The following is a 21678-nucleotide window of genomic DNA, read 5'->3' as shown; positions in this document are numbered from 1 at the left end:
TACCTGATCATCAGAAAGGCCTTACCCGGCGCTCATCCTTCACTCCAGACCAGCGACAACCACCGCCATTACGATTGGGATCTCTCGGTCTTGCTACGAACACGACGTGACGCGCCAACTTGAGCTCTGACTCATGAATGATTTCTACCCGCGCTATATCAATCACGTCCCTTGGCAGTGCGTCCGTAATTTGTAGCGCGACCGATATCGTCGACTGCATTCAGTCTGTAGTCGCCGATGTGATTTAAAGACTCCTTATCTATCGGAACTAAAACTCAAGGAATTGACGATGTCACTAGAAGCCTATTTGCAGATCGAAGGTGTTCCCGGTGAAACCCTGTCAGAGGGCTACGAAAACCGGATCGAACTTCAAGACTTCGATCTCTCTGCCAGCCAAACAGCCTCCGCCACGTCTACCTCATCTGGCGGCGCTACTTCAGGCCGGGCTTATATGAGCGATATGCTTGTCCGAAAAGCGGTTGACAACGCAACCCCTAAACTTCATGAAGCGTGCTGTAGCGGAAAGCACTTTAAACAGGTATCGGTGCATCTATTTCGTGCAGGAGACCCAAAGGTCAAATACCTCGAAATAAAACTAGAAGAGGTCATCATCAGTTCATTCACAATACTAGGCAACGGTGATCACGAAAGTAGCTTTCCGAGCGAACTCGTTGCACTAAACTATGGAAGAATTTAGCTTATTTATGCAAAGCAAAGTCGACAGACAGGACAGAGCGCGGGGCAGATAGCCGGCGGCTGGGATGCCATCAGCAACAAGATATTCTCGTAATTCGCAAGCAAACTTGCAGGAGCAAAAAAATGAATTACGAAATGCCCGCTATAATTCCTCCGGGTGTTAATGTGGACGGCCATATGAAGATCGCGAATGAGCAATGGAACCGAGATCCTGCCACCGGGGCATTCATGAGTTGGTTTTACTACAAGGTTCGTAACCGCAGTCCATGGGATTACAAGCAGCAAAATCCTGCTTGGGAAGACTTCGGAAACTTTCACTATGGTGCCGTGGGTACGGCTGGGCAGCTGAGTGAGCAGCTTTTAGTAAGAGCGGCTGGGTATGCCCAAAAACAAGCCAAAACACAAAAGATTGATCATAATTGGGGTTATTGGTTCTGGCTTCCTCCATACGGGGATGACCCTAAAGACCAGAAGTGGATAAAAATGGGGATCTTGTATGCAAAATCCAAAGGATACTAAATTAAGACTCACCTACAAACATGCATTCTGGTTGCTTGTTGCAGTTTTGATTTTCAATGCATCGTTCGGCGACTTTTTTGAATTCGGAAGCGACGCAGATGAAGTAGTTTTGAAACGGCAGCTCCCTCAGGGCGACTGGCTATACATCAGCCGCTACGGCGCGATGGCGACTGATCGGGACACTTTGCGATTTTTTATCAGCAGACCGCTTGAGGGCGATGATTCAGAAGTGCTGAAACAGCTCAATAACGCGAGCGAATTCATGATCACGGACAGCGCCGTGGATAATGTCCACATTCAAGACACGCCCAATGGCGTAGCGATAGAAGTCAAAGGGGCCGTCTATCGCTATTTCAGTAAAGAGTACGTCACTGAAGGCAATCAGTTAAGAAGCTACCGGATCACATTGACACAATCAGACGACAGCTCCAGAAACTGAACTCCGAACCGAAATGCTCATTAGTCCAAATCTACTGAACCCATGAGATGACGGCGGCATGGATTTAACTCGCACGGGGAAGTAATTAGTTTGCTCTACGCAATGACCAGCTCAAGATCCCAGTCTGGATCAACTGACCGAATAGGCTTGTAGGAATTCTAAAAATGAAAAGCCTTAAACTGAGACCCGCACTCTTGCTTACGACGGCCCTGATCGTGAGTTCAGTGGCGATCCTCAACATCGGCTACTACGACACACATTGGGCGGAAGAAAACATCACCGTGTTCTTTATTAAAAAAGAACCCACCCTACAAATGAAATTCGAGAACATGTTCTCGACCGATAGCGATTTCGATCCGGTGCATGAGCTAAGCGATAACGATCGCCATGACTTGATCGATACTGCCGATACCCTCTAGGGTATATCACGCGAATAGAAAACGAAGCAGACAGAGATGGATGCCTCAAGGCATATATAGATTCATTCAAAAAGTAGTTATCGGCATCAGGTTAGAATTTTCGAAACGCGGTTTCTACACTGCCGCGAACCTCACCGCCTATAAAAATCCGCTTCTACAGATGACGTGCATTGCATCTGCAGAAGCGAACCACCTGCGTTAAGCCAGCCCGGGCACGAAAAGCACCCAGGCCATTCGACTCAACTCAACGCAGCCTGCTCCGCCAACTCGGCCGGCGAAACGATGCTGGTCTTCATCCCGCGGGACTGGCCGGAACTCAGATAAGCCGCAATGGACTCCTGCGTCACTTCACCCAGGAACACATTTTCGGCATCCAGCACCGGCAGCCACGAGCGATTGAACTCGTACATGCGCGACAGCAGGATGCGCAGGTGTTCGTCGTAGGCAGCGGTGGCGTTGAACGGGCGCAGGTATTGCTCGCACGTGCCGGCCTGACGGTGCAGGTCGCGGCGGCGGACGTAACCCATGGCCTTGTTTTCGGCATCGGTGACGACCACGTAGCGGCGGTCGTTTTCGTCCATGATTTCCAGCGCATCGGCGACCGGGGTTTCCGGGCTCACGGACGGCGCGTTGTCCGCCGCGTCCTCGGCTTTGACCAGCAGCAGGCGCTTGAGCGTGCTGTCCTGGCCGACGAAGTTGCTGACGAAATCATCCGCCGGGTGCGCCAGCAGCGTGTCCGGATGGTCGATCTGCAGCAGCTTGCCGGCGCGGAAGATAGCGATCTTGTCGCCCAGCTTGATGGCTTCGTCGATGTCGTGGCTGACCATGATCACGGTCTTGTTCAGCGCGCGCTGCATCTCGAAAAACTCGTTCTGGATCATCTCGCGGTTGATCGGGTCGACCGCACCGAACGGCTCGTCCATCAGCAGCAGGGGCGCGTCTGCAGCCAGCGCACGAATCACGCCGATCCGCTGTTGCTGACCGCCCGACAACTCGCGGGGGTAGCGATGCAGGTACTGCTTGGGTTCCAGCTTGATCATGCTCATCAGTTCGCGGGCGCGGTCGTGGCATTTCTGCTTGTCCCAACCCAGGAGCTTGGGCACGACCACGATGTTTTCTTCGATGGTCATGTTGGGGAACAGGCCGATCTGCTGAATCACGTAGCCGATGTTGCGGCGCAGGGTGACCTCGTCGAGACCGGTGGTGTCCTCGCCGTTGATCAGCACTTTGCCGGAGGTCGGCATGATCAGCCGGTTGATCATTTTCAGCGTCGTACTTTTGCCGCAACCCGACGGGCCCAGAAACACGCAGATCTCGCCTTCATTGACGGTCAGGGTCACTGAATCGACGGCCTTCACTTCCTTGCCGTTGCTCTGGAAAGTCTTGGTGAGGTTCTGCAGCTCAATCATTTGTTTGGCGATCATTTCAGGAGTCCTTTTGGAGTCAGCGAGCGTTGCAGCCATTGCAGAAGCAGGTCGGCGAAGATGGCCAGAATGCTGACCAGTACGGCGCCGACGATCAGCATCGACATATCGCTGCGGCTGATAGAAGCAAGAATAAGTACACCCAGACCGCCGGCGCCAATGGTGGCGGCGATGGTCATGACGCCGATGTTCATGACCACGGCAGTGCGTACGCCAGCGAGAATCACCGGCACGGCGATCGGCAGTTCAACCATGCGCAGGCGCTGGCCGAAAGTCATGCCGATGCCCTTGGCGGCTTCACGAATGCCGGGCTCGACGCCGGTCAGCGCCAGGTAGGTGTTGCGCATGATCGGCAGCAGCGAGTAGAGAAACACGGCGGTAATCGCCGGCATCGGGCCAAGGCCCTGACCGAACTTCGAATAGAACGGCAAGAGCAAGCCGAACAGGGCAATCGACGGGATGGTCAGCAGCACGGTGGCGCTGGCCTGCAACGGTCCGGCGAGGGTCGGGAAGCGCGTCATCAACACGCCCAGCGGCACACCGACGACGATCGCCAGCGTCACCGCGATGCCGACGAGGGTGATGTGTTGCAGGGTCAGGTGCATGACCTGATTCCAGTCCAGATGGGAGAAAGCGCTGAGGAAACTCATGGTTTCTCCTCCTGTTTTGCCGCCGGCGCCGGAGGGACAGGCACGCTGTCGGCGGAAGGATTGATCGGATGCTCGCGCAGGAATTCAGCCGCCACCACGGTAGGACTTTCATGGTCGACGTCGATGCGCGCATTCAGCGTGCGCATGGTCTGGTTATCCAGCAGCGCGGCGAGCGGCTTGAGCAAATCGGCCAGCTGCGGGTGCTTGTCCAGGTACTCTTTGCGGATGACCGGCGCCGCGGTGTAGTCCGGGAAGTAGTGCTTGTCGTCCGCCAGCACCTTTAGCTTGAACGCATTCAGACGGCCGTCGGTGGTGTAGACGAGGCCCGCAAAAACCTGCCCGTTGCGCAGCGCGGTGTAGACCAGGCCAGCGTCCATCTGACGGGTGTTTTCACGGCCCAGGTTCATGCCGTAATGCTTGACCATGCCCACCAGACCGTCGGAACGATTGGCGAACTCGGTGTCCAGCGCAACGATGTGGCCCTTGTCGGCCTCAGCCTTGAGCACCGTGGTCAGGTCGGACATGTTGTTGACCTGCGGATACTGCTGCGCAATTTTGTCCGGCAGCGCCAGCGCGTAGGTGTTGTTGAACTTGGAGGGGGACAGCCAGACCAGCCCCTTCTTGGCATCTAGCTCCTTGACGCGCTGATAGGTCTGCTCGCTGTCGAGCTTCTCATCAACATGGTTGTAGGCAACCAGCGACACGCCGGTGTACTCCCACAGCAGATCCAACTGGCCGCTTTCCTGAGCACTGCGCGCCAGGTTACTGCCAAGGCCGCCGGTGATCTGAACCTGATAGCCCTTGTCGCGCAGGTACTGCGCGGTCAGTTGGGCCAGCATGGTCTGCTCGGTGAACACCCGCGCGCCGATGCGCAGCACGGGCATTTCGGCCGGTGCATCCGCGGCCTGGGCGAAACCGGACAGCAACATCCCGACGCCCATGATTAATGTGCATAACTTCTTCATACCAATTCCTTTCTCAGCGGGGCTCGACTTATCGAGCCAGGCCGCGTTCCAGCCAGAGACGGCTTGCCAGGGTCACGGCGCCATCGAGCAACAATGCGAGCAACGCGGTACACGCGGCGCCCAGCACCAGTTGTGGCTGATTGTTCAGGGCGATGCCGGGGAAAATGAGGCTGCCCAGGCTGTTCGCGCCAATGAGGAACGCCAGTGGCGCCGTCCCGACGTTGATCGCCAGGGCCACGCGCACACCGCCGATGATGATCGGCACGGCATTGGGCAACTCGACACGCCACAGCACCTGGCGCGGTGTCATGCCGATGCCGCGGGCGGCTTCTTTGAGAGAACCCTGAACGTTTTTCAGGCCTTCGTAGGTGTTGCGCACGATGGGCAACAACGAAGCGAGGAACAAAGCGAAGATCGCCGGACCGCTGCCGATGCCCAGAATACCCAGAGCGATGGCCAGTACGGCGAGAGGAGGAACGGTGTTACCGATGTTGAAGATCTGCATGAAGCGTTCGGCGCGGCCAACCATGTTCGGTCGGCTAAGGACAATGCCGGTCGGGATCCCGACCACCAGTGCCGCCAGCATCGAAGCCAGCACAAGCACCACATGGGCTTGCAGATAAAACAGCAGATCATCCTGATATTGCCTGATGGTACTGATGCCGATCCATTGGACCAGCAGGGCCAGGAGTGCGATGACAATCACACCTCCCAACAGCCCCTTGCCATAGCGATTTGCCACGGGCGGACTCCTTATTTCAGTCGGCGAACGTCTGGCGTGGAACTGGCCTCTTCAGGCAGCACGCGAACGTTCGCGAAGAGCAGCGGGTGGGTCGCCGGAAAGGTTGATACCTCGGCGAAAACACAAGCCATGAGCGCAGCTTCGTCAAGCTAACTTGCTGATTTTGCAACCCTTGGCGTGTAGCGATACCAGGGAATGGACGTCTCCTTAACCGCAAAGGTTCCCACGTGCGATGGTATCTGGCCACCCTTTATTGACTGAACGGTTCGGTTATTGCTCCGGTTTGGGCTATAATCGCCGCCCTTTTTTTGAATCACCTCTCGGGCGATTTCCCATGACCAGACAGGCCGCCGAAGTCGCGAAACGCCGCACTTTCGCCATCATTTCCCACCCCGATGCGGGTAAGACCACCATCACTGAAAAGCTGCTGCTGATGGGCAAGGCCATTTCCGTCGCCGGTACGGTGAAGTCGCGTAAATCCGACCGCCACGCCACGTCCGACTGGATGGAAATGGAGAAGCAGCGCGGCATTTCCATCACCACCTCGGTCATGCAGTTCCCGTATCGCGATCACATGATCAACCTGCTCGACACTCCGGGCCACGAAGACTTTTCCGAAGACACCTACCGCACGTTAACCGCTGTCGACTCGGCGCTGATGGTGCTCGATGGCGGTAAAGGGGTTGAGCCCCGCACCATCGCACTGATGGACGTCTGCCGCCTGCGCGATACGCCGATCGTGAGCTTCATCAACAAGCTCGACCGCGACATTCGCGACCCGATCGAGCTGCTCGACGAGATCGAAGCGGTCCTGAAGATCAAGGCCGCGCCCATCACCTGGCCGATCGGTTGCTACCGCGACTTCAAGGGTGTCTATCACCTCGCCGACGACTACATCATCGTGTACACCGCCGGTCACGGTCATGAGCGCACCGAGGTGAAGATCATCGAGAAGCTCGACTCCGACGAAGCGCGCGCTCATCTGGGTGATGAGTACGATCGCTTTGTCGATCAGCTGGAGCTGGTGCAAGGCGCCTGTCATGAGTTCAACCAGCAGGAATTCCTCGACGGCCAACTGACGCCGGTGTTCTTCGGTACCGCGCTCGGCAACTTCGGTGTCGACCACGTACTGGATGCGGTCGTTAACTGGGCGCCGAAGCCACTGGCCCGCGTCGCTAACGAGCGCACGGTGGAGCCGGTCGAGGAGAAGTTCACCGGCTTCGTGTTCAAGATCCAGGCGAACATGGACCCCAAGCACCGCGACCGCATCGCGTTCATGCGCATCTGCTCGGGCAAGTACGACAAGGGCATGAAAATGCGCCATGTGCGCACCGGCAAGGACGTGCGCATCGGTGACGCGCTGACGTTCTTCTCGAGCGAGCGCGAACAGCTGGAAGAAGCCTACGCCGGCGACATCATCGGCCTGCACAACCACGGCACGATTCAGATCGGCGACACCTTCAGCGAAGGCGAGGCCTTGGGTTTCACCGGCATCCCGCACTTCGCACCGGAGCTGTTCCGCCGCGTACGCCTGAAGGATCCGCTGAAGTCCAAGCAGCTGCGTCAGGGCCTGCAGCAACTGGCCGAGGAAGGCGCCACTCAGGTGTTCTTCCCGCAGCGCAGCAACGACATCATCCTCGGCGCCGTCGGTGTGCTGCAGTTCGATGTGGTCGCCAGCCGCTTGAAGGAAGAATACAAAGTCGAATGCGCCTACGAGCCGATCACCGTGTGGTCAGCCCGCTGGATCGATTGCAGCGACAAGAAGAAGCTCGAGGAATTCGAGAACAAGGCCGTGGAAAACCTGGCCGTGGACGGCGGTGGTCACCTGACCTACCTCGCGCCAACCCGGGTCAATCTGGCCTTGATGGAAGAACGCTGGCCTGACGTGAAATTCCGCGCAACGCGGGAGCATCACTAACTAAGCACGTGATCGTTCCCACGCTCTGCGTGGGGATGCCGCTCCTGACGCTCCGCGTCACCTGACTCCGGACGCGGAGCGTCCAGGGATGCATTCCCCCGCGGAGCGTGGGAACGATCAGTTGTCCCCCTACTTCACCACCATCCCCACGCCCCGCCCACGGGGATCGGACGCGGTTTCGACTTTCGCGCCGTCAATCTTGATCGCCTGCACATTGCCCATCGACCAGCCTTGGTCCTTCACCGTGTAACCCATGGCCGTCAGCTCGTCGGCCACCGGGGTCGCCAGCGGTGCAAATTTCTCGGTGTAGATCGTGTCTTTCGGCAGCAACTGGTGATGAACCCGCTGCGCCGCAACCGCGTCTTTGAGCGGCATGTGGAAGTCATAGATATTGTTCAGCACCTGAAACACCGTGGTGAAAATCCGTGAGCCACCCGGCGTGCCCAGCACCAGCGTCACTGCGCCGTCCCGGGTGACCAGACTCGGGCTCATCGAGGACAACATGCGCTTTCCGGGCTGGATAGCATTGGCATCCCCGCCCACCACGCCAAACGCATTGGCAACGCCCGGCTTGGAACTGAAATCATCCATCTCGTCGTTCAGCAAAAAGCCCCCGCCCTTCACCACCACGCCGCTGCCGTAATCCCAGTTCAGGGTGTAGGTGTTGCTGACCGCGTTGCCCTTGGCATCGACGATGGAGAAGTGGGTGGTCTGGTGCGACTCAAGCCCGGCCTTCACGTTCTCGGTGGGCGAAATTGCCGCCGGGTTGACCTCATGGGCGCGCTTGGCCAGATAGGCGTTGTCGGTCAACTGACTCACCGGCGCCACGGAAAAGTCCGGATCCCCCAAGTAGTTGGCGCGATCGGCGAACACGCGTTTTTCAATCTCAGCGAGCAAGTGGATGTAGCGCGCCGAGTTGAGCGGCACGTCTTTGAAATCATCAGAAAGCAGCTGCTTCATGCCGATCAACTGCGCCAGCGCGATACCGCCGGAACTGGGCAGCGGCGCGGTGTAGAGCGTGTTGCCGTTGAAGTTCACATGGAGCGGCTTGCGCCAGATCGCCTTGTAATCGTGCAGGTCCTCTTTGGTGATCAGGCCGTTGTCGTGCTGCATTTGCGCCACCAGCAGGTCCGCCGTCTGGCCCTGGTAAAACTCGTTGGCGCCCTTGTTGGCGATGCGTTCCAGGGTCTTGGCCAGCTCCGGCTGACGGAAGGTCTCGCCGGTCTTCATGTCGCCAAAGTAATCCGCGAAATTGGTCTTGCCGTTGAGCTGCTTGATCGCCTCGGCGCCATACATGTACTGCTTGTCGGCGACCTTGAAACCGTTTTTGGCGTAACCAATGGCCGGCGTCAGCAACTCGGCCCACGGCAGCTTGCCGAATTTCTGGTGGGCTTCCCACAGCCCCATCACGGTGCCGGGCACCCCCGACGCGCGTGCGCCCACCAGACTCATGCCCGGAATGACCTCGCCCTTCTCGTCCAGGTACATGTTGCGCGTCGCCGCTTTCGGCGCGGCTTCGCGGTAGTCGAGAAAGTACGGTCGGCCGTTCATGAACAGGGTCATAAAGCCACCGCCGCCAATGTTGCCCGCTTCGGGGTAGGTGACCGCCAGGGTGAACGCCGTGGCGACTGCGGCATCGACGGCGTTGCCGCCTTTTTTCAGAATCTGCGCGGCGACCTGGGCACCGTATTGATCCGGGGACGCGACGGCGCCGCCTTCCAGCACCACCGCATACACCGGCGAACTCGCGGCGAAGATCACCGACAGGGCAAGGGTTTTGAGGGTCACTGCACGCATGGGGCTTCCTTGATGACGAATGCGACAGCTTGTTACTGATGTGCTGTCTGGAGGCTGAAGAGACTAACGGTCCGGCTGCACATTAATGATGAAACTTGCCACAAACGCAAACGGCCAGGCCCCTAAACCGCAGCACGCTCAGGTTGATCCCGGACGGGAAACACCACTGCCCTCTCCCGCCGCAGATTGAGTGCCAAGACACTCGCCAGCACCACGATCGACCCCACGATCACCCGCTGCGAAGGCAACTCGCCCAACATGAACGAAGCAATGGCGATGGCCATCGGTGGCGTCAGGTACAAACTCATCGACGCGCGGCTGACGTCCATGTGCTTCAAGACATACGCCCAAGCCAGATACGCCAGTGCGCTGGGGAACAGCCCCAACACCCCCACTGCCACATTAACCCGCACCGGCGCGTTGAGGATTTCGCCGATCAGCCCCGGCAGATAAACCAGCAGGAACACCGTGCCGGCCCAGACCGTGTAACAGACCATGGTCAGGCCGTCGTACCGATGGCTATGACGCTTCTGCAGCGAGAAATACACGCTCCAGGAAAACGCCGCCAACAGAATCAGCAGCCCGCGCGCATCCATATGGCCGATGCCGCGATCACCGGTGACGACAATCGCGGCGCCCACCAGGCCGAGCGCGACACAGCCCCAACGCCACGCGCTGACCCGCTCCTTGAACACGAAATGCGCCAGCAGCGCGGTAAACAACGGCGTCGATTGCACCAGCACGCTGGACGCTCCGGCGCTCACCCCGGCCTGCCCAAAGTTGAGCGCGATGTGGTGCAGGCTGACGGCGAAGAAACCCAACACCGCGAGCAACGGCAGGTCCTTCAGGCGCGGCAACGCGATACGGTGCGACGAGGCGATTAACAGCATGAACACCGACGCGATCAGAAAACGAAGTAGCGCCAGATGCCCGGGCTCGTAGGCCTGCAAACCGATGCGAATGCCGGTCGGCGAGAACCCCCAGCAGGCGACCACAAAGACAGTGGCAAGGGCAACTTTCATGCCCTGCCAGGGCACCGCGCCATTAACCGCGATATTCGAATCAACAACCGGCTCAGCCACCACGCTCATCTCGATACTCCCGCCGACAAGCCCGACGCCTGCCCATGGCCGCGAGTATCGAAACATCCTATGCTCACCACAACCGAACAATAATGACGCAATCACTCACTATTGGTGATGAATGGAACTGGCACAGATCCGCATGTTCAAGACCGTTGTCGACACCGGCAGCATTGCCCGCGCAGCGGAGGTCCTGCACTGCGTGCCGTCGAACATCACCGCGCGGATCAAGGCGCTTGAGGCGGAACTGGGCACCGACCTGTTCTACCGTCAGGGGCGCGGGTTGCGCATCAGCCCGGCGGGGGAAATCTTCCTCACCTACGCCGGCAAGATGCTCAGCCTGGCCGACGAAGCCAAACGCGCGGTGCATCCCGATGCCGCGCCCTCCGGGCCGTTGCGCATCGGCGCTATCGAATCTTCGGCCACGGCGCGGCTGCCGCGACTGCTGGCGCGCTTTCATGCGCGTTATCCGCAAGTATCACTGGAGCTGACGACGGGCACCGGCACGCAACTGCTCGACGCGACGCTCAACCAGAAGCTTGATGGCGCCATTGTCGCCATCGACGTAAAACGCCCCCGGCTCAAACGCACGTCGATGTACCGGGAGGATCTGGTGCTGATTGCCGCCGAGTCGTTTGGGCCGATTCGCAGCGCGGCGGACCTGCAAGGCAAATCAATTTTCATGTGGCCCGAAGGCTGCCCTTACCGTGCGGCGCTGGAGCGCTGGCTGCAGAACAACGGACAGACGCAGCCCATCGTCAGCATCGCCAATTACGGCACCATCGTCGGTTGCGTCAGCGCCGGGGCTGGCGTGGCGCTGGTGCCCAAGGGTGTTTACGAGCAGTACCGCAAAGACTCTGGCTGGGTCGGTTATGAATTCCCTGAACTGACCTCCATCGACAACCTGTTTTACTGGCACGAGAACGCCGAACATCACCCGGCGCGGGAGGCATTTGTGGAGATGTTGCGGGCGGAGTTCAGCGGGATTAGTGAGGCGTGATACCTGCCTGTAGGAGCGTGGCTTGTCCCGCGATCTGCTGCGCAGCAGTAGCAAAACCATTCCAATCAAGTCCTCCAGACAGACCGCGTTTGCAGGGTTTGCTGCCGGTTCCCGGCAGATCGCGGGACAAGCCACGCTCCCACAGGGAATGTAAGCAGGTTCACGCGGCGTACACCGCCAACTTCTCCTGAATGAAATCCAGAAAGCACTGAATCCGCAACGCCAGCTGCGAGTTGCGGTAGTACACCGCGTGGATCGGCTGGCGATAGCCGCTGTTGGCCTGGGGCAGGATCACGTTGAGGCGCCCTTGGCGGATGTCTTCGTGGGTCATGAAGTGCGACAGGCAGACGATGCCCTCTCCCGCCAAGGCCAACTGGCGCAACGTCTCGCCGCTGGAGGCCGACACCGTTGGCTGGATGAACAGCCGATCCCCGTCGGCGTGGCGCAACGGCCAGTGATTGAGGGTTTCGGTCTGGGTGAAGCCGAGCAGCGAATGGTCGCTCAGCGCGGCCACGGTTTTCGGCGTGCCGTGTTTGTCGAGGTATTCCGGGCTGGCCAGAATGTTCAGCGGGCTGCTGCCGAGGGGCCGGGCATGCAGGGTCGAATCGGCCAGTACGCCAATGCGGATCGCCACATCGGTGCTCTGCTCCAGCAAATCAATGATCAGATCGTTGCTGTTCAGCTCCAGCTGGATGTCCGGATACAACGTGCGAAACTCGGCGACGTACGGGACGATTGAATGCAGCATGAAGGGCGACGCCGCGTTGATCCGCAACCGGCCGGACGGCGTCTGCTGGCGCACCGACATGCGCTCTTCCAGCTCTTCCATCTGATCCAGAATCTGCCGGGCCCGCTCAAGGAAATACTTGCCCTCCTCGGTCAGGTCCATGCGCCGCGTGGTGCGGTTGATCAACGTCGTGCCCAGCTTGCCTTCGAGTCTCGACAAGGTGCGGCTGATCGCCGAAGGCGTCTGCCCGACCTGCTCGGCCGCCGCAGAAATCGAGCCGCTTTCGATCACCGTGACAAACACCTGCAACTCATCCGACCTGGCTTTCACTGTTGTCTCCCGCTCACAAGAGACCGGATATTAGCGCGCTTGGGGGAGAGCTATAAGCTGCAAGCTGCAAGCCGTAAGTGAGCCGTGAGCCGTAAGCTTGAAGCTTGCCGCTTGAAGCTTGTAGCTCGCTTCTCGCGTCTCAGATCCCGAACACCGAGGCCAGATGCGCTTCATACCGCTTCACGTCTGCTTCGACGTTCGGCATTTTCATCACGTCCACGGCCAGAAAGGTTGGCAGGCCGGTCATGCCGAGGAATTGGTTGGCCTTGTGGAAAGGGAAGTACACGGCGTCCACGCCCTTGGCTTCGAAGAAGTCAGCCGGGTCGTCGAAGGCTTGCTGCGGCGCGTTCCAGGTGGCGGAAATCATGTACTGCTTGCCGTGCAGCAAGCCGCCGCTGCCATACCGCCGGGACGCATCGGAGCGAGTGCGACCGTCGTTGGCGTACAGGCTGCCGTGACCTTCGGTGAAGACTTCGTCGATGTACCTTTTAACCGTCCACGGCGCGCCCATCCACCAGCCCGGCATCTGCCAGATGATCACGTCCGCCCAGAGAAACTTCTGCACTTCCTCGGCCACGTTGTAGCCGCCGTCGATGAAGGTCTGCTGCACGTCGAACCCGGCGTGATCGAGAAGCGCCATGCCGGCTTCATGCAGCGTGGTGTTGTAGCGGCCGTCGGAATGGGCGAATTGTTTGCCGCCGTTGAGAAACAGTACTTTTTTCATATCAAGCCTCGTCCGCCGTCAATGCAGTCCGCCGTTCAGCGGTACCGGATTGAGGGTCTTCAATTGGAATGGACGGCAGAATAGCGGTCAGGCGAGCAGCGAATAAGCAGGCAGCGGGCAAAATACCTTTGCGGGGGAATCACGAATGGGCCAGTGATTAATGAATCCTTGTTATCACGCAGGCGGGTGAGAAAGCCGATCAATGCGGCTGGTTTACCCGGCGATCATCAGGTGCGCGCCCAGCAGCGCCATGCCGATGAAGAACATGCGCTTGAACACCAACGCGCTGATGCGTTGACGCAGCCATTGGCCGAACATCATGCCGAGCAACGCGGGAATCAGCGCCAGCAAGGAAGCGCTCATTTCAGCGCTGCCTACCGCGCCGTTCCAGAACAGGCCGACGCCCAGCGCCAGGGTCGAGACAGTGAAGGACAGCCCAAGCGCCTGCACCAGTTCGTTACGATCCAGCCCCAGGCCCTGAATGTAGGGCACCGCCGGAATGACGAAAACGCCAGTGGCCGCGGTGACCAGGCCGGTGATAAACCCGCACAAAGGCCCGAGCCAGCGCTCGGCAGCAGGCGGCACCTTGAGCGTCGGCAGAAACAAGCCACACAGTGCATACACAAACAGCGCGCCGCCCAGCGCCCTCGCCATGCCGTGCCCGTTGCCAAGCCCTAGCGCGTAGGAGCCGAGCATGGTGCCGATGACGATCGTCAGCAGCAGCGGCCACAACCGCGCGCACAGTCCGCGCAGATGGCCGCCGGTCGCCAATTGCCAGAGGTTGGTCAAGGTTGAGGGGATCAGCAGCAGCGCCGCCGCCTGGGTCGGCAGCATCATCACCCCCAGCAGGCCCATCGCAACCGTCGGCAGCCCCATGCCGATGACGCCCTTGACCGTGCCGGCCAGCAGAAACGTCAGCAGCACCAGCACTGACAACGTCCAGCCGAGGTGTTGATAAAGCGATAGGAAACCATCCATGGGCGCATCCTGCGAAAAGGTCGACGAGGGGAAAAATCGGGTGGTGCAATGGGTGCCACTTCAGCACATTCGGGCACCTGCGGTAACAGAAAAATAATCAGCGCCACTCATCTGAAGAGCGGGTTGATGTCAGCTTTCCATTTCTGCCAACCCGACTTGCCATTTGTAACGTTTCATCGGCAGCCGGTTTTTCCTAGGATCCCTTGACGTCGTCGACGCCTGGCTCGCCAGCAATCACGTGTTTGAGGGGGAATGCATATGTCCGATGCAACTGAGCGCCTGTGGGGCGCGCGCTTCAAGTCCGCGCCGGCGGAAGCGATGGCCAACCTGTCACGCTCGCCCGCCGTCTATTTTCGCATGACGCCTTATGACGTGGCAGGCTCCAAGGCCCACGCCCACGAGCTTGAGCGCGCCGGTTTGCTGGACGCCGACGAAACCCGCCGCATCATCGATGCGCTGCAATCGATTGACGAGGATTTTGCCGCCGGCACGATTCAGCCAATTCCCGCCGACGAGGACGTGCACACCTTTATCGAGCGCCTGCTCACCGAACGCCTCGGCGCACTGGGCGGCAAGCTTCGCGCCGGGCGCTCGCGCAACGATCAGACGGCCAATGACATGCGGCTGTTTCTGCGTGACCGGATTCGCGTGCTGACCCTGTCGATTCTTGATCTGCAGCAGGCATTGGTCAGTCAGGCCGAAGCCCATGTCGAGACCATTGCGCCCGGTTTTACTCACCTGCAACAAGCGCAGCCGATTGTCTTTGGTCACCATTTGATGGCCCACGCCCAGGCGATTCATCGTGACATCCAGCGCCTGCAGGATTGGGATCAGCGCTTCAATCTATCGCCCCTCGGTGCCGCTGCCATGGCCGGCTCCGCCATCGCCCGCGACCCTCAACGTTCGGCGGCGGAAATGGGCTACGCCGGCCCGTGTGAAAACTCCATCGACGCCGTCGCCAGCCGTGATCACGTGGCCGAGTTTCTGTTCTGCGCGAGCATGCTGGGGATCAATATTTCGCGCATGGCCGAGGAGTTCTGCATCTGGACGTCTCGGCAGTTTCGCTGGGTCGAGCTGGACGATGCCTACGCCACGGGCAGCTCGATCATGCCGCAGAAGAAGAACCCGGACATCGCCGAGCTGGCCCGGGGTAAATCAGGCCGTTTGATCGGTTCGCTGACCGCGATTCTGTCGGTGCTCAAGGCGCAGCCGCTGTCGTACAACCGCGATTTGAGCGAAGACAAACACGCCATCTTCGACGCTCTGGACACGCTGAATCTGGTGCTGCCTGCCTTTGCCGGCATGGTCCGCACGATGAAGGTGCGCAAGGACGAGTTGCTGCGTCAGGCGCCCCTGGGGTTCACCCTGGCGACGGAAATTGCGGACTGGCTCGCCGTTCGCGGCGTGCCGTTCAAGGAAGCCCACGAGATCACCGGACAACTGGTTCAGCTGTGCGAGGCGCAGGACATCGGGCTACCGGAGCTGACGCCAAAGATGCTCGCCGACACCGACCCGCGCCTGACGCCAGAGGTGTTGGAGAGCCTGACGCTGGAAGCGGCACTGGCGGCGCGCAGCGGCTGGGGCGGAACGTCCCCGGTGCGAGTGGCCGAGCAGATCGCGCGATTTAAGGCGCATTTGGTGGCCCAGGAGCAGTGGGCCAAGAATTACAACGGCCCGCGAGGTTAATTGTGGTGCGACCGCGTGCGCATAGTAGGACCGGCTTTAGCCGGGAATGCCTCGGACAGGACGCCGTGAAATGAGGCTGTTTATGCTGCTCTCTTCACCGCCGTCTTCCTGTGAACACAGCACCTGTGGGATTGAGCTTGCTCACGAAGACGGCATTCCAGCCGCTAAATATTCAGCGGATGTTAATGCCTCTTCGCGAGCAAGCTCGCTCCCACAAGGTAGTGCGGCGCATGCAAAACCTTAGTGGAATCGCGAGCCCCAAGGATGTACTCGATTACCTAGTGGGACCGGCTTTAGCCGGGAAGAGGCCGGCGGATGTGCACCCTCAGTTTTCCTCCTTGATGTACGCCTCAACCACCGCCGAGAAGTCCTTGCCTCCGTCACCGCGCAAACTCATCGCCTGATACAGCTGCTGCGCCAGCGCGCCCATAATCACGGGTTGGCGCGCGGCTTTGGCGGCTTCGGTTGCCAGGCCCAGGTCCTTGAGCATCAGCTCTGCGCCAAACCCTCCGGTGTAACCACGGGACGCCGGGGCGGTTTCGACGACGCCGGGCCAGGGGTTGTACATCTCCGAGCTCCAGCACCGGCCGGTCGAGCTGTTGATGATGGTCGCCAGCACGCCGGTGTCGATGCCCAGGCGATTGCCCAGCGCCATGGCTTCCGCCACGCCGATCATGGAAATGCCCAACAGCATGTTGTTGCAGATCTTCGCGATCTGCCCGGTGCCGACATCGCCGCAATGGACGATGTTGCGGCCCATCTGCGCCAGGATCGGCTTGAGCACCGTAAAGTGCTCAAGGCTCGCGCCGACCATGAACGTCAGCGTCCCGGTCTGCGCGCCACCGGTCCCGCCGGACACCGGCGCATCGCCGACCACCACGCCTTGTTTCGCCGCTGCCGCCGCCACATCGCGGATGGTCTGTGGATCAATCGTGCTGCAATCCACCGCCGGCACCCCTGCACTGATGCCAGCCAGTACGCCGTCTTCATTCAGGTAAACCGCGCGAACGTGAGCGGCCGCCGGAAGCATGGTGATGACCAGGTCCGCGCCCTGAGCCGCATGTTTGGGCGACTCACTGATGCGGCTGCCCAATTCGGCCAGTTCGGCCAAGACCTGTTGGTTGACGTCGAACAAATGCAGCTGATGCCCGGCACGGATCAGATTCCGCGCCATCGGCGCACCCATATTGCCCAGGCCGATGAAGGCGATTTTCATGGTTGTTCTCCTTGTTCAGTTCCAGTGCCACCGGCGACGCAGGCCCCTTGTGGGAGCGAGCTTGCTCGCGAAGCGATCGTTCAGAAAGCGCAACGCTGAATGACGCAACGCGATCGCGAGCAAGCAAGGCCCGCTCAAAGCGCGTCGCACTCAACGCAAATTGATCGTCGTATTCACGCCGTCATTCACGCTGTCGTCATCGAACCAGCGGCTGGTGACGGTCTTGGTCTGAGTGTAGAACTGCACCACCTGTTTGCCGTACGGTCCCAGATCACCCAGCTTCGAACCGCGCGAACCGGTGAAGCTGAAGAACGGCACCGGCACCGGAATCGGGATGTTGATGCCGACCTGACCTACGTCGATTTCACTCTGGAATTTGCGCGCCGCCGCACCGCTCTGGGTGAACAGCCCGACGCCATTGCCAAACGGGTTGGCGTTGACCAGGGCGATGGCCTGATCCAGCGTATCGACCTCCAGCACCACGAGCACCGGCCCGAAGATTTCCTGAGTGTAGATCTGCATCTCCGTCGTCACGCCGGTGAACAGCGTCGGCCCGACGAAATTGCCGTCCTCGTAGCCCGCTACCGTGATGCCGCGCCCATCCAGTTCGAGGGTGCCGCCTTCCTGAACGCCGCTTTCGATCAAATCAAGAATCCGCTGTTTAGCGCGCCTGGAAATCACTGGCCCGACATCGGTGCCCGCTTCGCTGCCCGCGTTCACCTTGAGCTTCTGCGCCAATGCCTTCAGATCGGGAATCCACTGCTTCGCCGCGCCGACCATCACCACCGCCGACGTCGCCATGCAGCGCTGACCCGCCGCCCCGAAACCGGCGCCGACCAGCGCGTTGAGGGTCTGCTCACGGTTGGCATCGGGCAGCACGACAGCATGGTTCTTCGCGCCCATCATCGACTGCACGCGCTTGCCGTGTTTGCCCGCCAGGTCGTAAACGTGAGTGCCCACCGCCGTCGAACCGACGAAGGACACCGCCTTGATGTCCTCGTGGGTGCAGATCCCGTCGACCACCTCTTTGCCGCCATGCACAACGTTGAGCACGCCCGCTGGCACGCCCGCCTCAACCGCCAGCTCCACCAGCAGCATGGTCGACATCGGGTCCTGCTCGGATGGCTTGAGCACGAAGGTGTTGCCGCAGGCAATGGCCATCGGGAACATCCACAGCGGAATCATCGCCGGGAAGTTGAAGGGCGTGATCCCTGCGCAGACGCCGATGGGCTGACGCAGCGTGTAGGTGTCTACGCCACCGGCGACGTTCTCGGCGAATTCCCCCATCTGCAGTGTGCCGATGGAGCACGCGTGCTCGACCACCTCCAGGCCGCGGAAGATATCGCCCTCGGCGTCGGCAATGGTCTTGCCCTGCTCGGCGCTGAGCACGACGGCGATGCGCTTGGAGTGTTCACGGATCAACGCCTGCAACTTGAGCATGATGCGCATGCGGGCGCCAATCGGCGTGTGCCGCCAGGTTGCGAAGGCTTTCTGCGCGGCGGCGACAGCGGCATCGACCTCGGCGGCCGTCGCGAAGGGCACGTGGGCCAGCACTTCCTGGGTGGCGGGGTTGACCACGTCGAGCCACTCGGTGGTTTGCGACTCAACCCATTCGCCGCCGATCAGCAGTTTCACGCGGGCCACGGTGGTGTTGTGTTTGTTCAGTGACACGTTCATTGCCATTGCTCCATTCAAGGCAGCGCGCCGGCCTGGCCGCGCTGAAAAAAGTCGATTTCAGGCAGCGCGATGGCGAGGGGGATCGCGCTTCATCAGCGCGGTACAGACCAAAGCCACCAGCGCCATGCCGATCAGGTAGGCGATCACGTAGCGCGGACTGCCGCCGCCCATGGCCAGCAATTGCGTGGCGATCATCGGCGCGAATCCGCCGCCCAGAACGCCCGCCAACTGCACCGAGACGGAGATGCCGCTGTAGCGAATTTCCGCCGGAAATTGACGGGCAAACAGCAGAGATTCCGGCGCGTAGAGGATCGGGAAGACCACGCCCACCGCCAACACCATCGCCCACCACACCATCTGCGGCTCGCGGGTGCCGAGCATGGCGAAGAACGGATAGACGAAGGCGCAGAGCAGCAGAAGCCCGGCGAAATACAGACGTTTCTGACCGACCTTGTCGGACAGGTGCCCACACAGCGGCATCGTCACCAGAGAAAGTGCAGCGCCAGCCGTGATCGCGCTCAGCACGTCAGCGCGAGGGATGAGCAACTGGTTGGCGGCGTACGCCAGGGCGAAGGTCACCGACATGTAAAACCAGGCGTTCTCCGCGGTGCGCGCGCCGATGATCGTCAGGGTTTCTCTCGGATGGTCGCGGAACACTTTGAACAGCGGCACCTTGACGGCGATGTTGTCTTTTTTGAGCTTCTCGAAATCGGGCGACTCCGGGACTTTCAAACGAATCAACCAGCCCACGCCCAGCAGCACGACGCTGGCGAGAAACGGAATCCGCCAGCCCCAACTGAGCATGTCGGCCTCCGGCAATTTGGCGACCATGCCCATCGCCAGCGAAGCCAACACCAGCCCTGCGCCAACGCCGGTTTGCGGCAGGCTGCCGTAGAAACCTTTGCGGCCCTCGGGCGCATGTTCGACGGCCATCAGCACCGCCCCGCCCCACTCGCCGCCGACGGCCATGCCCTGCAAGAAACGCATCGCGACGAGCAGCACTGCGGCCCAATAGCCGATCTGTTCGTAGGTCGGAATCAGGCCGATGATGATGGTCGGAATGCCCATCAGCATCAGGGTGAACAGGAGCATGGACTTGCGCCCGATCTTGTCGCCGAAATGGCCGAACACAATGCCGCCCAGCGGCCGGCCGAGAAAGCCCACGGCGTAGGTGGCGAACGCCGCCAGCACACCGATGATCGGATCCAGTGCAGGAAAGAAGATCTTGTTGAAGATCAGTGCGGCAGCTGTGCCGTAGAGGAAAAAGTCGTACCACTCGATGGTCGTGCCAGCCATGCTCGCCGCGCCGGCAAGCCGATAGGATCGGGCGTTTTTCACGGGACTGGCATCGAGTGCGCCAGCGTCCGCCGTAATAGCGTTCTTCATAAACTCCTCCGCTTATTTATTGTTGTGCAGGGTGTTATGGCGTGTGGGGGTAGAGCGATTTGCCGGGGTGTTTCCTCGTTGGATTCAGGCACTGCATCAGGCATTAAAGTGCTGGTTGGATCCGGCCGCGCTTCGGAGTATAGATGTGCAAACTTCTAATAAGAACGCACATAAAAGCAGGTCCAACATGCAAAAAAACATCACGTCCTTGAGCGCCCTTAATTGGGATGACCTGAAGTTTTTCCTCGAAGTGGCGCGCACGCGCAAGGCCAGTTCCGCGGCCAAACGCCTCGCGGTGGACTACACAACGGTGTCGAGACGGATCAGCTCGCTGGAAACGTCACTGGGCACGCTGCTGTTCGAGAAATCCCGCAACACCGGCTTCATCCTCACTGCAGAAGGCCAACGCTTGCTTGGCGCTGCGGAGTCCATCGAAAGCACGCTGCACATCGCCTGCGAGCAGGTGTCCGGCTCCGGCGTCGCATTGTCGGGGCATGTGCGCATGGGCTGCACTGAAGGCTTCGGCAGCTTCTTCATCACCCCGCAACTCAGTCACTTCACCGACACGTACCCGGCCATTTCAGTGGATATCCTGCCGCTGCCGCACTTCATCAGCCTGTCCAAGCGCGAGGCAGACATCGTTATCGCGCTGGAGCGTCCGGAGCACGGGCCTTACGTGTGCTGCAAGCTGTGCGACTACAGCCTGAGGCTCTACGCCACCCAGGATTATCTCGACAACCACGCGCCGATCCTCAAGACCGAAGACCTCGCCGACCATCCGTTTATTAGCTACGTCGACGATCTGGCCTTCAGCTCGGAATTGCTCTACCTCAGCAACCTCCTCCCCGGCGCCCATGCCACCCTGCGCAGCACCAGCGTCATCGCCCAATACGTCGCCGCGCTGCAGGGACGAGCGCTGGCGATTCTGCCGTGCTTTCTGGCGGCACAGGATGCGCGACTGCTGCCGGTGCTGGAGAGTGAGGTGGATATCACGCGGCAGTTCTGGATGTACTGCCGGGAGGACCTGCGCAAGCTCAAGCGGATCACCCTGTTGTGGGATTACATCCGTGAGGCTACCGAGCGCAATCAGGGGTTTTTGTTGGGTAAGACGGAACGGATGACGTTTGTGGATTGAAATTTTCAAGGAATCAGGTAGCCATATCGTAGCGGGGCGAGCAAGGGTTGACCAACGGTTTGTGACAGTTGTTGGTACAGGACTTGTGACAAGGAGAGGTACCTGTAGAAACCGAACAAAAGGCCCAGCATCTGAGCGCTATGACTGGGCTAAATGACTCCACTCTCC

General features: G+C 59.9%; 19 protein-coding genes and 1 pseudogene. 8 read left to right on the top strand and 12 right to left on the bottom strand.

What is annotated here, in order from left to right:
• The first annotated feature begins 289 nt into the window (after window positions 1-289).
• The 4 genes and pseudogenes from SLW74_RS00195 (at window position 290) to SLW74_RS00180 (ending at window position 2073) form a co-directional block, all read left to right on the top strand.
• Window positions 290-790, top strand: a pseudogene (locus SLW74_RS00195) (Hcp family type VI secretion system effector).
• Between the two features lie 29 nt (window positions 791-819).
• Window positions 820-1215, top strand: coding sequence for a polymorphic toxin type 44 domain-containing protein (locus SLW74_RS00190; protein WP_410927814.1), 396 nt, complete (start codon window positions 820-822; stop codon window positions 1213-1215).
• A complete protein-coding gene (locus tag SLW74_RS00185) occupies window positions 1193-1654 on the top strand; it encodes a hypothetical protein (protein WP_065990217.1) in 462 nt (153 codons plus the stop codon). Before SLW74_RS00190 ends, SLW74_RS00185 begins: the two co-directional genes overlap by 23 nt.
• Window positions 1655-1818: 164 nt before the next feature.
• Complete coding sequence (locus SLW74_RS00180) at window positions 1819-2073, top strand: hypothetical protein (protein WP_083233145.1); 255 nt, start codon at window positions 1819-1821, stop codon at window positions 2071-2073.
• Window positions 2074-2312: 239 nt separating this feature from the next.
• Here the strand turns inward: SLW74_RS00180 and SLW74_RS00175 are convergent, their stop codons facing one another.
• The 4 genes from SLW74_RS00175 to SLW74_RS00160 are packed head-to-tail and all read right to left on the bottom strand — an operon-like array spanning window position 2313 to window position 5854.
• On the bottom strand, window positions 2313-3482 hold the full coding sequence (locus SLW74_RS00175) for a betaine/proline/choline family ABC transporter ATP-binding protein (protein ID WP_410928090.1): 1170 nt from the start codon (window positions 3480-3482) through the stop codon (window positions 2313-2315).
• 11 nt (window positions 3483-3493) lie between these two features.
• On the bottom strand, window positions 3494-4147 hold the full coding sequence (locus SLW74_RS00170; RefSeq protein ID WP_065990219.1) for an ABC transporter permease: 654 nt from the start codon (window positions 4145-4147) through the stop codon (window positions 3494-3496).
• Window positions 4144-5112 (bottom strand): glycine betaine ABC transporter substrate-binding protein, encoded by a 969-nt coding sequence (locus tag SLW74_RS00165; protein ID WP_410927813.1) that lies wholly within the window; start codon window positions 5110-5112, stop codon window positions 4144-4146. Before SLW74_RS00165 ends, SLW74_RS00170 begins: the two co-directional genes overlap by 4 nt.
• A gap of 28 nt (window positions 5113-5140) precedes the next feature.
• Window positions 5141-5854, bottom strand: a complete 714-nt coding sequence (locus SLW74_RS00160; protein ID WP_065990221.1) for an ABC transporter permease — start codon at window positions 5852-5854, stop codon at window positions 5141-5143.
• A gap of 334 nt (window positions 5855-6188) precedes the next feature.
• Between SLW74_RS00160 and SLW74_RS00155 the strand changes: the two genes are divergently transcribed.
• On the top strand, window positions 6189-7772 hold the full coding sequence (locus tag SLW74_RS00155) for a peptide chain release factor 3 (protein ID WP_065990225.1): 1584 nt from the start codon (window positions 6189-6191) through the stop codon (window positions 7770-7772).
• Window positions 7773-7901: 129 nt separating this feature from the next.
• Here the strand turns inward: SLW74_RS00155 and ggt are convergent, their stop codons facing one another.
• Together ggt and SLW74_RS00145 are read right to left on the bottom strand one after the other, a co-directional pair.
• Entirely contained in the window at window positions 7902-9569 is a 1668-nt protein-coding gene (ggt, locus tag SLW74_RS00150; RefSeq protein ID WP_410927812.1) for a gamma-glutamyltransferase, read from the bottom strand.
• A 122-nt stretch (window positions 9570-9691) separates the two neighbouring features.
• Entirely contained in the window at window positions 9692-10591 is a 900-nt protein-coding gene (locus SLW74_RS00145) for a DMT family transporter (protein WP_065990275.1), read from the bottom strand.
• Window positions 10592-10772: 181 nt separating this feature from the next.
• Here SLW74_RS00145 and SLW74_RS00140 point away from each other — a divergent pair, with 181 nt between their 5' ends.
• Complete coding sequence (locus SLW74_RS00140) at window positions 10773-11651, top strand: LysR family transcriptional regulator (RefSeq protein ID WP_410927811.1); 879 nt, start codon at window positions 10773-10775, stop codon at window positions 11649-11651.
• Between the two features lie 160 nt (window positions 11652-11811).
• On the opposite strand, the gene SLW74_RS00135 is transcribed toward SLW74_RS00140, so the two are convergent.
• The 3 genes from SLW74_RS00135 to SLW74_RS00125 all read right to left on the bottom strand — a co-directional run bounded on the left by SLW74_RS00135 (window position 11812) and on the right by SLW74_RS00125 (window position 14410).
• Entirely contained in the window at window positions 11812-12708 is an 897-nt protein-coding gene (locus tag SLW74_RS00135; protein ID WP_410927810.1) for a LysR substrate-binding domain-containing protein, read from the bottom strand.
• A gap of 139 nt (window positions 12709-12847) precedes the next feature.
• A complete protein-coding gene (locus SLW74_RS00130; RefSeq protein WP_192132459.1) occupies window positions 12848-13432 on the bottom strand; it encodes an NAD(P)H-dependent oxidoreductase in 585 nt (194 codons plus the stop codon).
• A 213-nt stretch (window positions 13433-13645) separates the two neighbouring features.
• A complete protein-coding gene (locus SLW74_RS00125; RefSeq protein ID WP_410927809.1) occupies window positions 13646-14410 on the bottom strand; it encodes a sulfite exporter TauE/SafE family protein in 765 nt (254 codons plus the stop codon).
• 258 nt (window positions 14411-14668) lie between these two features.
• On the opposite strand from SLW74_RS00125, the gene argH reads away from it, so the two are divergent.
• Complete coding sequence (gene argH / locus SLW74_RS00120) at window positions 14669-16096, top strand: argininosuccinate lyase (RefSeq protein ID WP_410927808.1); 1428 nt, start codon at window positions 14669-14671, stop codon at window positions 16094-16096.
• 325 nt (window positions 16097-16421) lie between these two features.
• On the opposite strand, the gene mmsB is transcribed toward argH, so the two are convergent.
• From mmsB to SLW74_RS00105, 3 genes are all read right to left on the bottom strand, one after another.
• A complete protein-coding gene (gene mmsB / locus SLW74_RS00115; protein WP_410927807.1) occupies window positions 16422-17312 on the bottom strand; it encodes a 3-hydroxyisobutyrate dehydrogenase in 891 nt (296 codons plus the stop codon).
• 150 nt (window positions 17313-17462) lie between these two features.
• Window positions 17463-18989, bottom strand: coding sequence for a CoA-acylating methylmalonate-semialdehyde dehydrogenase (locus SLW74_RS00110; RefSeq protein ID WP_410927806.1), 1527 nt, complete (start codon window positions 18987-18989; stop codon window positions 17463-17465).
• Window positions 18990-19046: 57 nt separating this feature from the next.
• Window positions 19047-20375 (bottom strand): MFS transporter, encoded by a 1329-nt coding sequence (locus SLW74_RS00105; protein ID WP_410927805.1) that lies wholly within the window; start codon window positions 20373-20375, stop codon window positions 19047-19049.
• A 187-nt stretch (window positions 20376-20562) separates the two neighbouring features.
• On the opposite strand from SLW74_RS00105, the gene SLW74_RS00100 reads away from it, so the two are divergent.
• Complete coding sequence (locus SLW74_RS00100; protein WP_410927804.1) at window positions 20563-21510, top strand: LysR family transcriptional regulator; 948 nt, start codon at window positions 20563-20565, stop codon at window positions 21508-21510.
• Window positions 21511-21678 lie beyond the last annotated feature (168 nt).

The organism is Pseudomonas sp. W5-36, from assembly GCF_046540455.1.
Classification (GTDB): Bacteria; Pseudomonadota; Gammaproteobacteria; order Pseudomonadales; family Pseudomonadaceae; genus Aquipseudomonas; species Aquipseudomonas graminis_B.
Note: the sequence above shows the minus strand (reverse complement) of the source record. Positions and strands in the feature narration are given on the sequence as shown.

What these genes read in the sequence shown, in the direction of transcription:
- SLW74_RS00140 (WP_410927811.1), top strand. Translation starts at nt 10,773, where the DNA reads ATGGAACTGGCACAGATCCGCATGTTCAAGACCGTTGTCGACACCGGC.
- SLW74_RS00130 (WP_192132459.1), bottom strand. Translation starts at nt 13,432, where the DNA reads ATGAAAAAAGTACTGTTTCTCAACGGCGGCAAACAATTCGCCCATTCC.
- SLW74_RS00155 (WP_065990225.1), top strand. Translation starts at nt 6,189, where the DNA reads ATGACCAGACAGGCCGCCGAAGTCGCGAAACGCCGCACTTTCGCCATC.
- mmsB (WP_410927807.1), bottom strand. Translation starts at nt 17,312, where the DNA reads ATGAAAATCGCCTTCATCGGCCTGGGCAATATGGGTGCGCCGATGGCG.
- SLW74_RS00125 (WP_410927809.1), bottom strand. Translation starts at nt 14,410, where the DNA reads ATGGATGGTTTCCTATCGCTTTATCAACACCTCGGCTGGACGTTGTCA.
- SLW74_RS00185 (WP_065990217.1), top strand. Translation starts at nt 1,193, where the DNA reads ATGCAAAATCCAAAGGATACTAAATTAAGACTCACCTACAAACATGCA.
- ggt (WP_410927812.1), bottom strand. Translation starts at nt 9,569, where the DNA reads ATGCGTGCAGTGACCCTCAAAACCCTTGCCCTGTCGGTGATCTTCGCC.
- SLW74_RS00100 (WP_410927804.1), top strand. Translation starts at nt 20,563, where the DNA reads ATGCAAAAAAACATCACGTCCTTGAGCGCCCTTAATTGGGATGACCTG.
- SLW74_RS00105 (WP_410927805.1), bottom strand. Translation starts at nt 20,375, where the DNA reads ATGAAGAACGCTATTACGGCGGACGCTGGCGCACTCGATGCCAGTCCC.
- SLW74_RS00180 (WP_083233145.1), top strand. Translation starts at nt 1,819, where the DNA reads ATGAAAAGCCTTAAACTGAGACCCGCACTCTTGCTTACGACGGCCCTG.
- SLW74_RS00175 (WP_410928090.1), bottom strand. Translation starts at nt 3,482, where the DNA reads ATGATTGAGCTGCAGAACCTCACCAAGACTTTCCAGAGCAACGGCAAG.
- SLW74_RS00165 (WP_410927813.1), bottom strand. Translation starts at nt 5,112, where the DNA reads ATGAAGAAGTTATGCACATTAATCATGGGCGTCGGGATGTTGCTGTCC.
- argH (WP_410927808.1), top strand. Translation starts at nt 14,669, where the DNA reads ATGTCCGATGCAACTGAGCGCCTGTGGGGCGCGCGCTTCAAGTCCGCG.
- SLW74_RS00145 (WP_065990275.1), bottom strand. Translation starts at nt 10,591, where the DNA reads ATGAAAGTTGCCCTTGCCACTGTCTTTGTGGTCGCCTGCTGGGGGTTC.
- SLW74_RS00110 (WP_410927806.1), bottom strand. Translation starts at nt 18,989, where the DNA reads ATGAACGTGTCACTGAACAAACACAACACCACCGTGGCCCGCGTGAAA.
- SLW74_RS00170 (WP_065990219.1), bottom strand. Translation starts at nt 4,147, where the DNA reads ATGAGTTTCCTCAGCGCTTTCTCCCATCTGGACTGGAATCAGGTCATG.
- SLW74_RS00190 (WP_410927814.1), top strand. Translation starts at nt 820, where the DNA reads ATGAATTACGAAATGCCCGCTATAATTCCTCCGGGTGTTAATGTGGAC.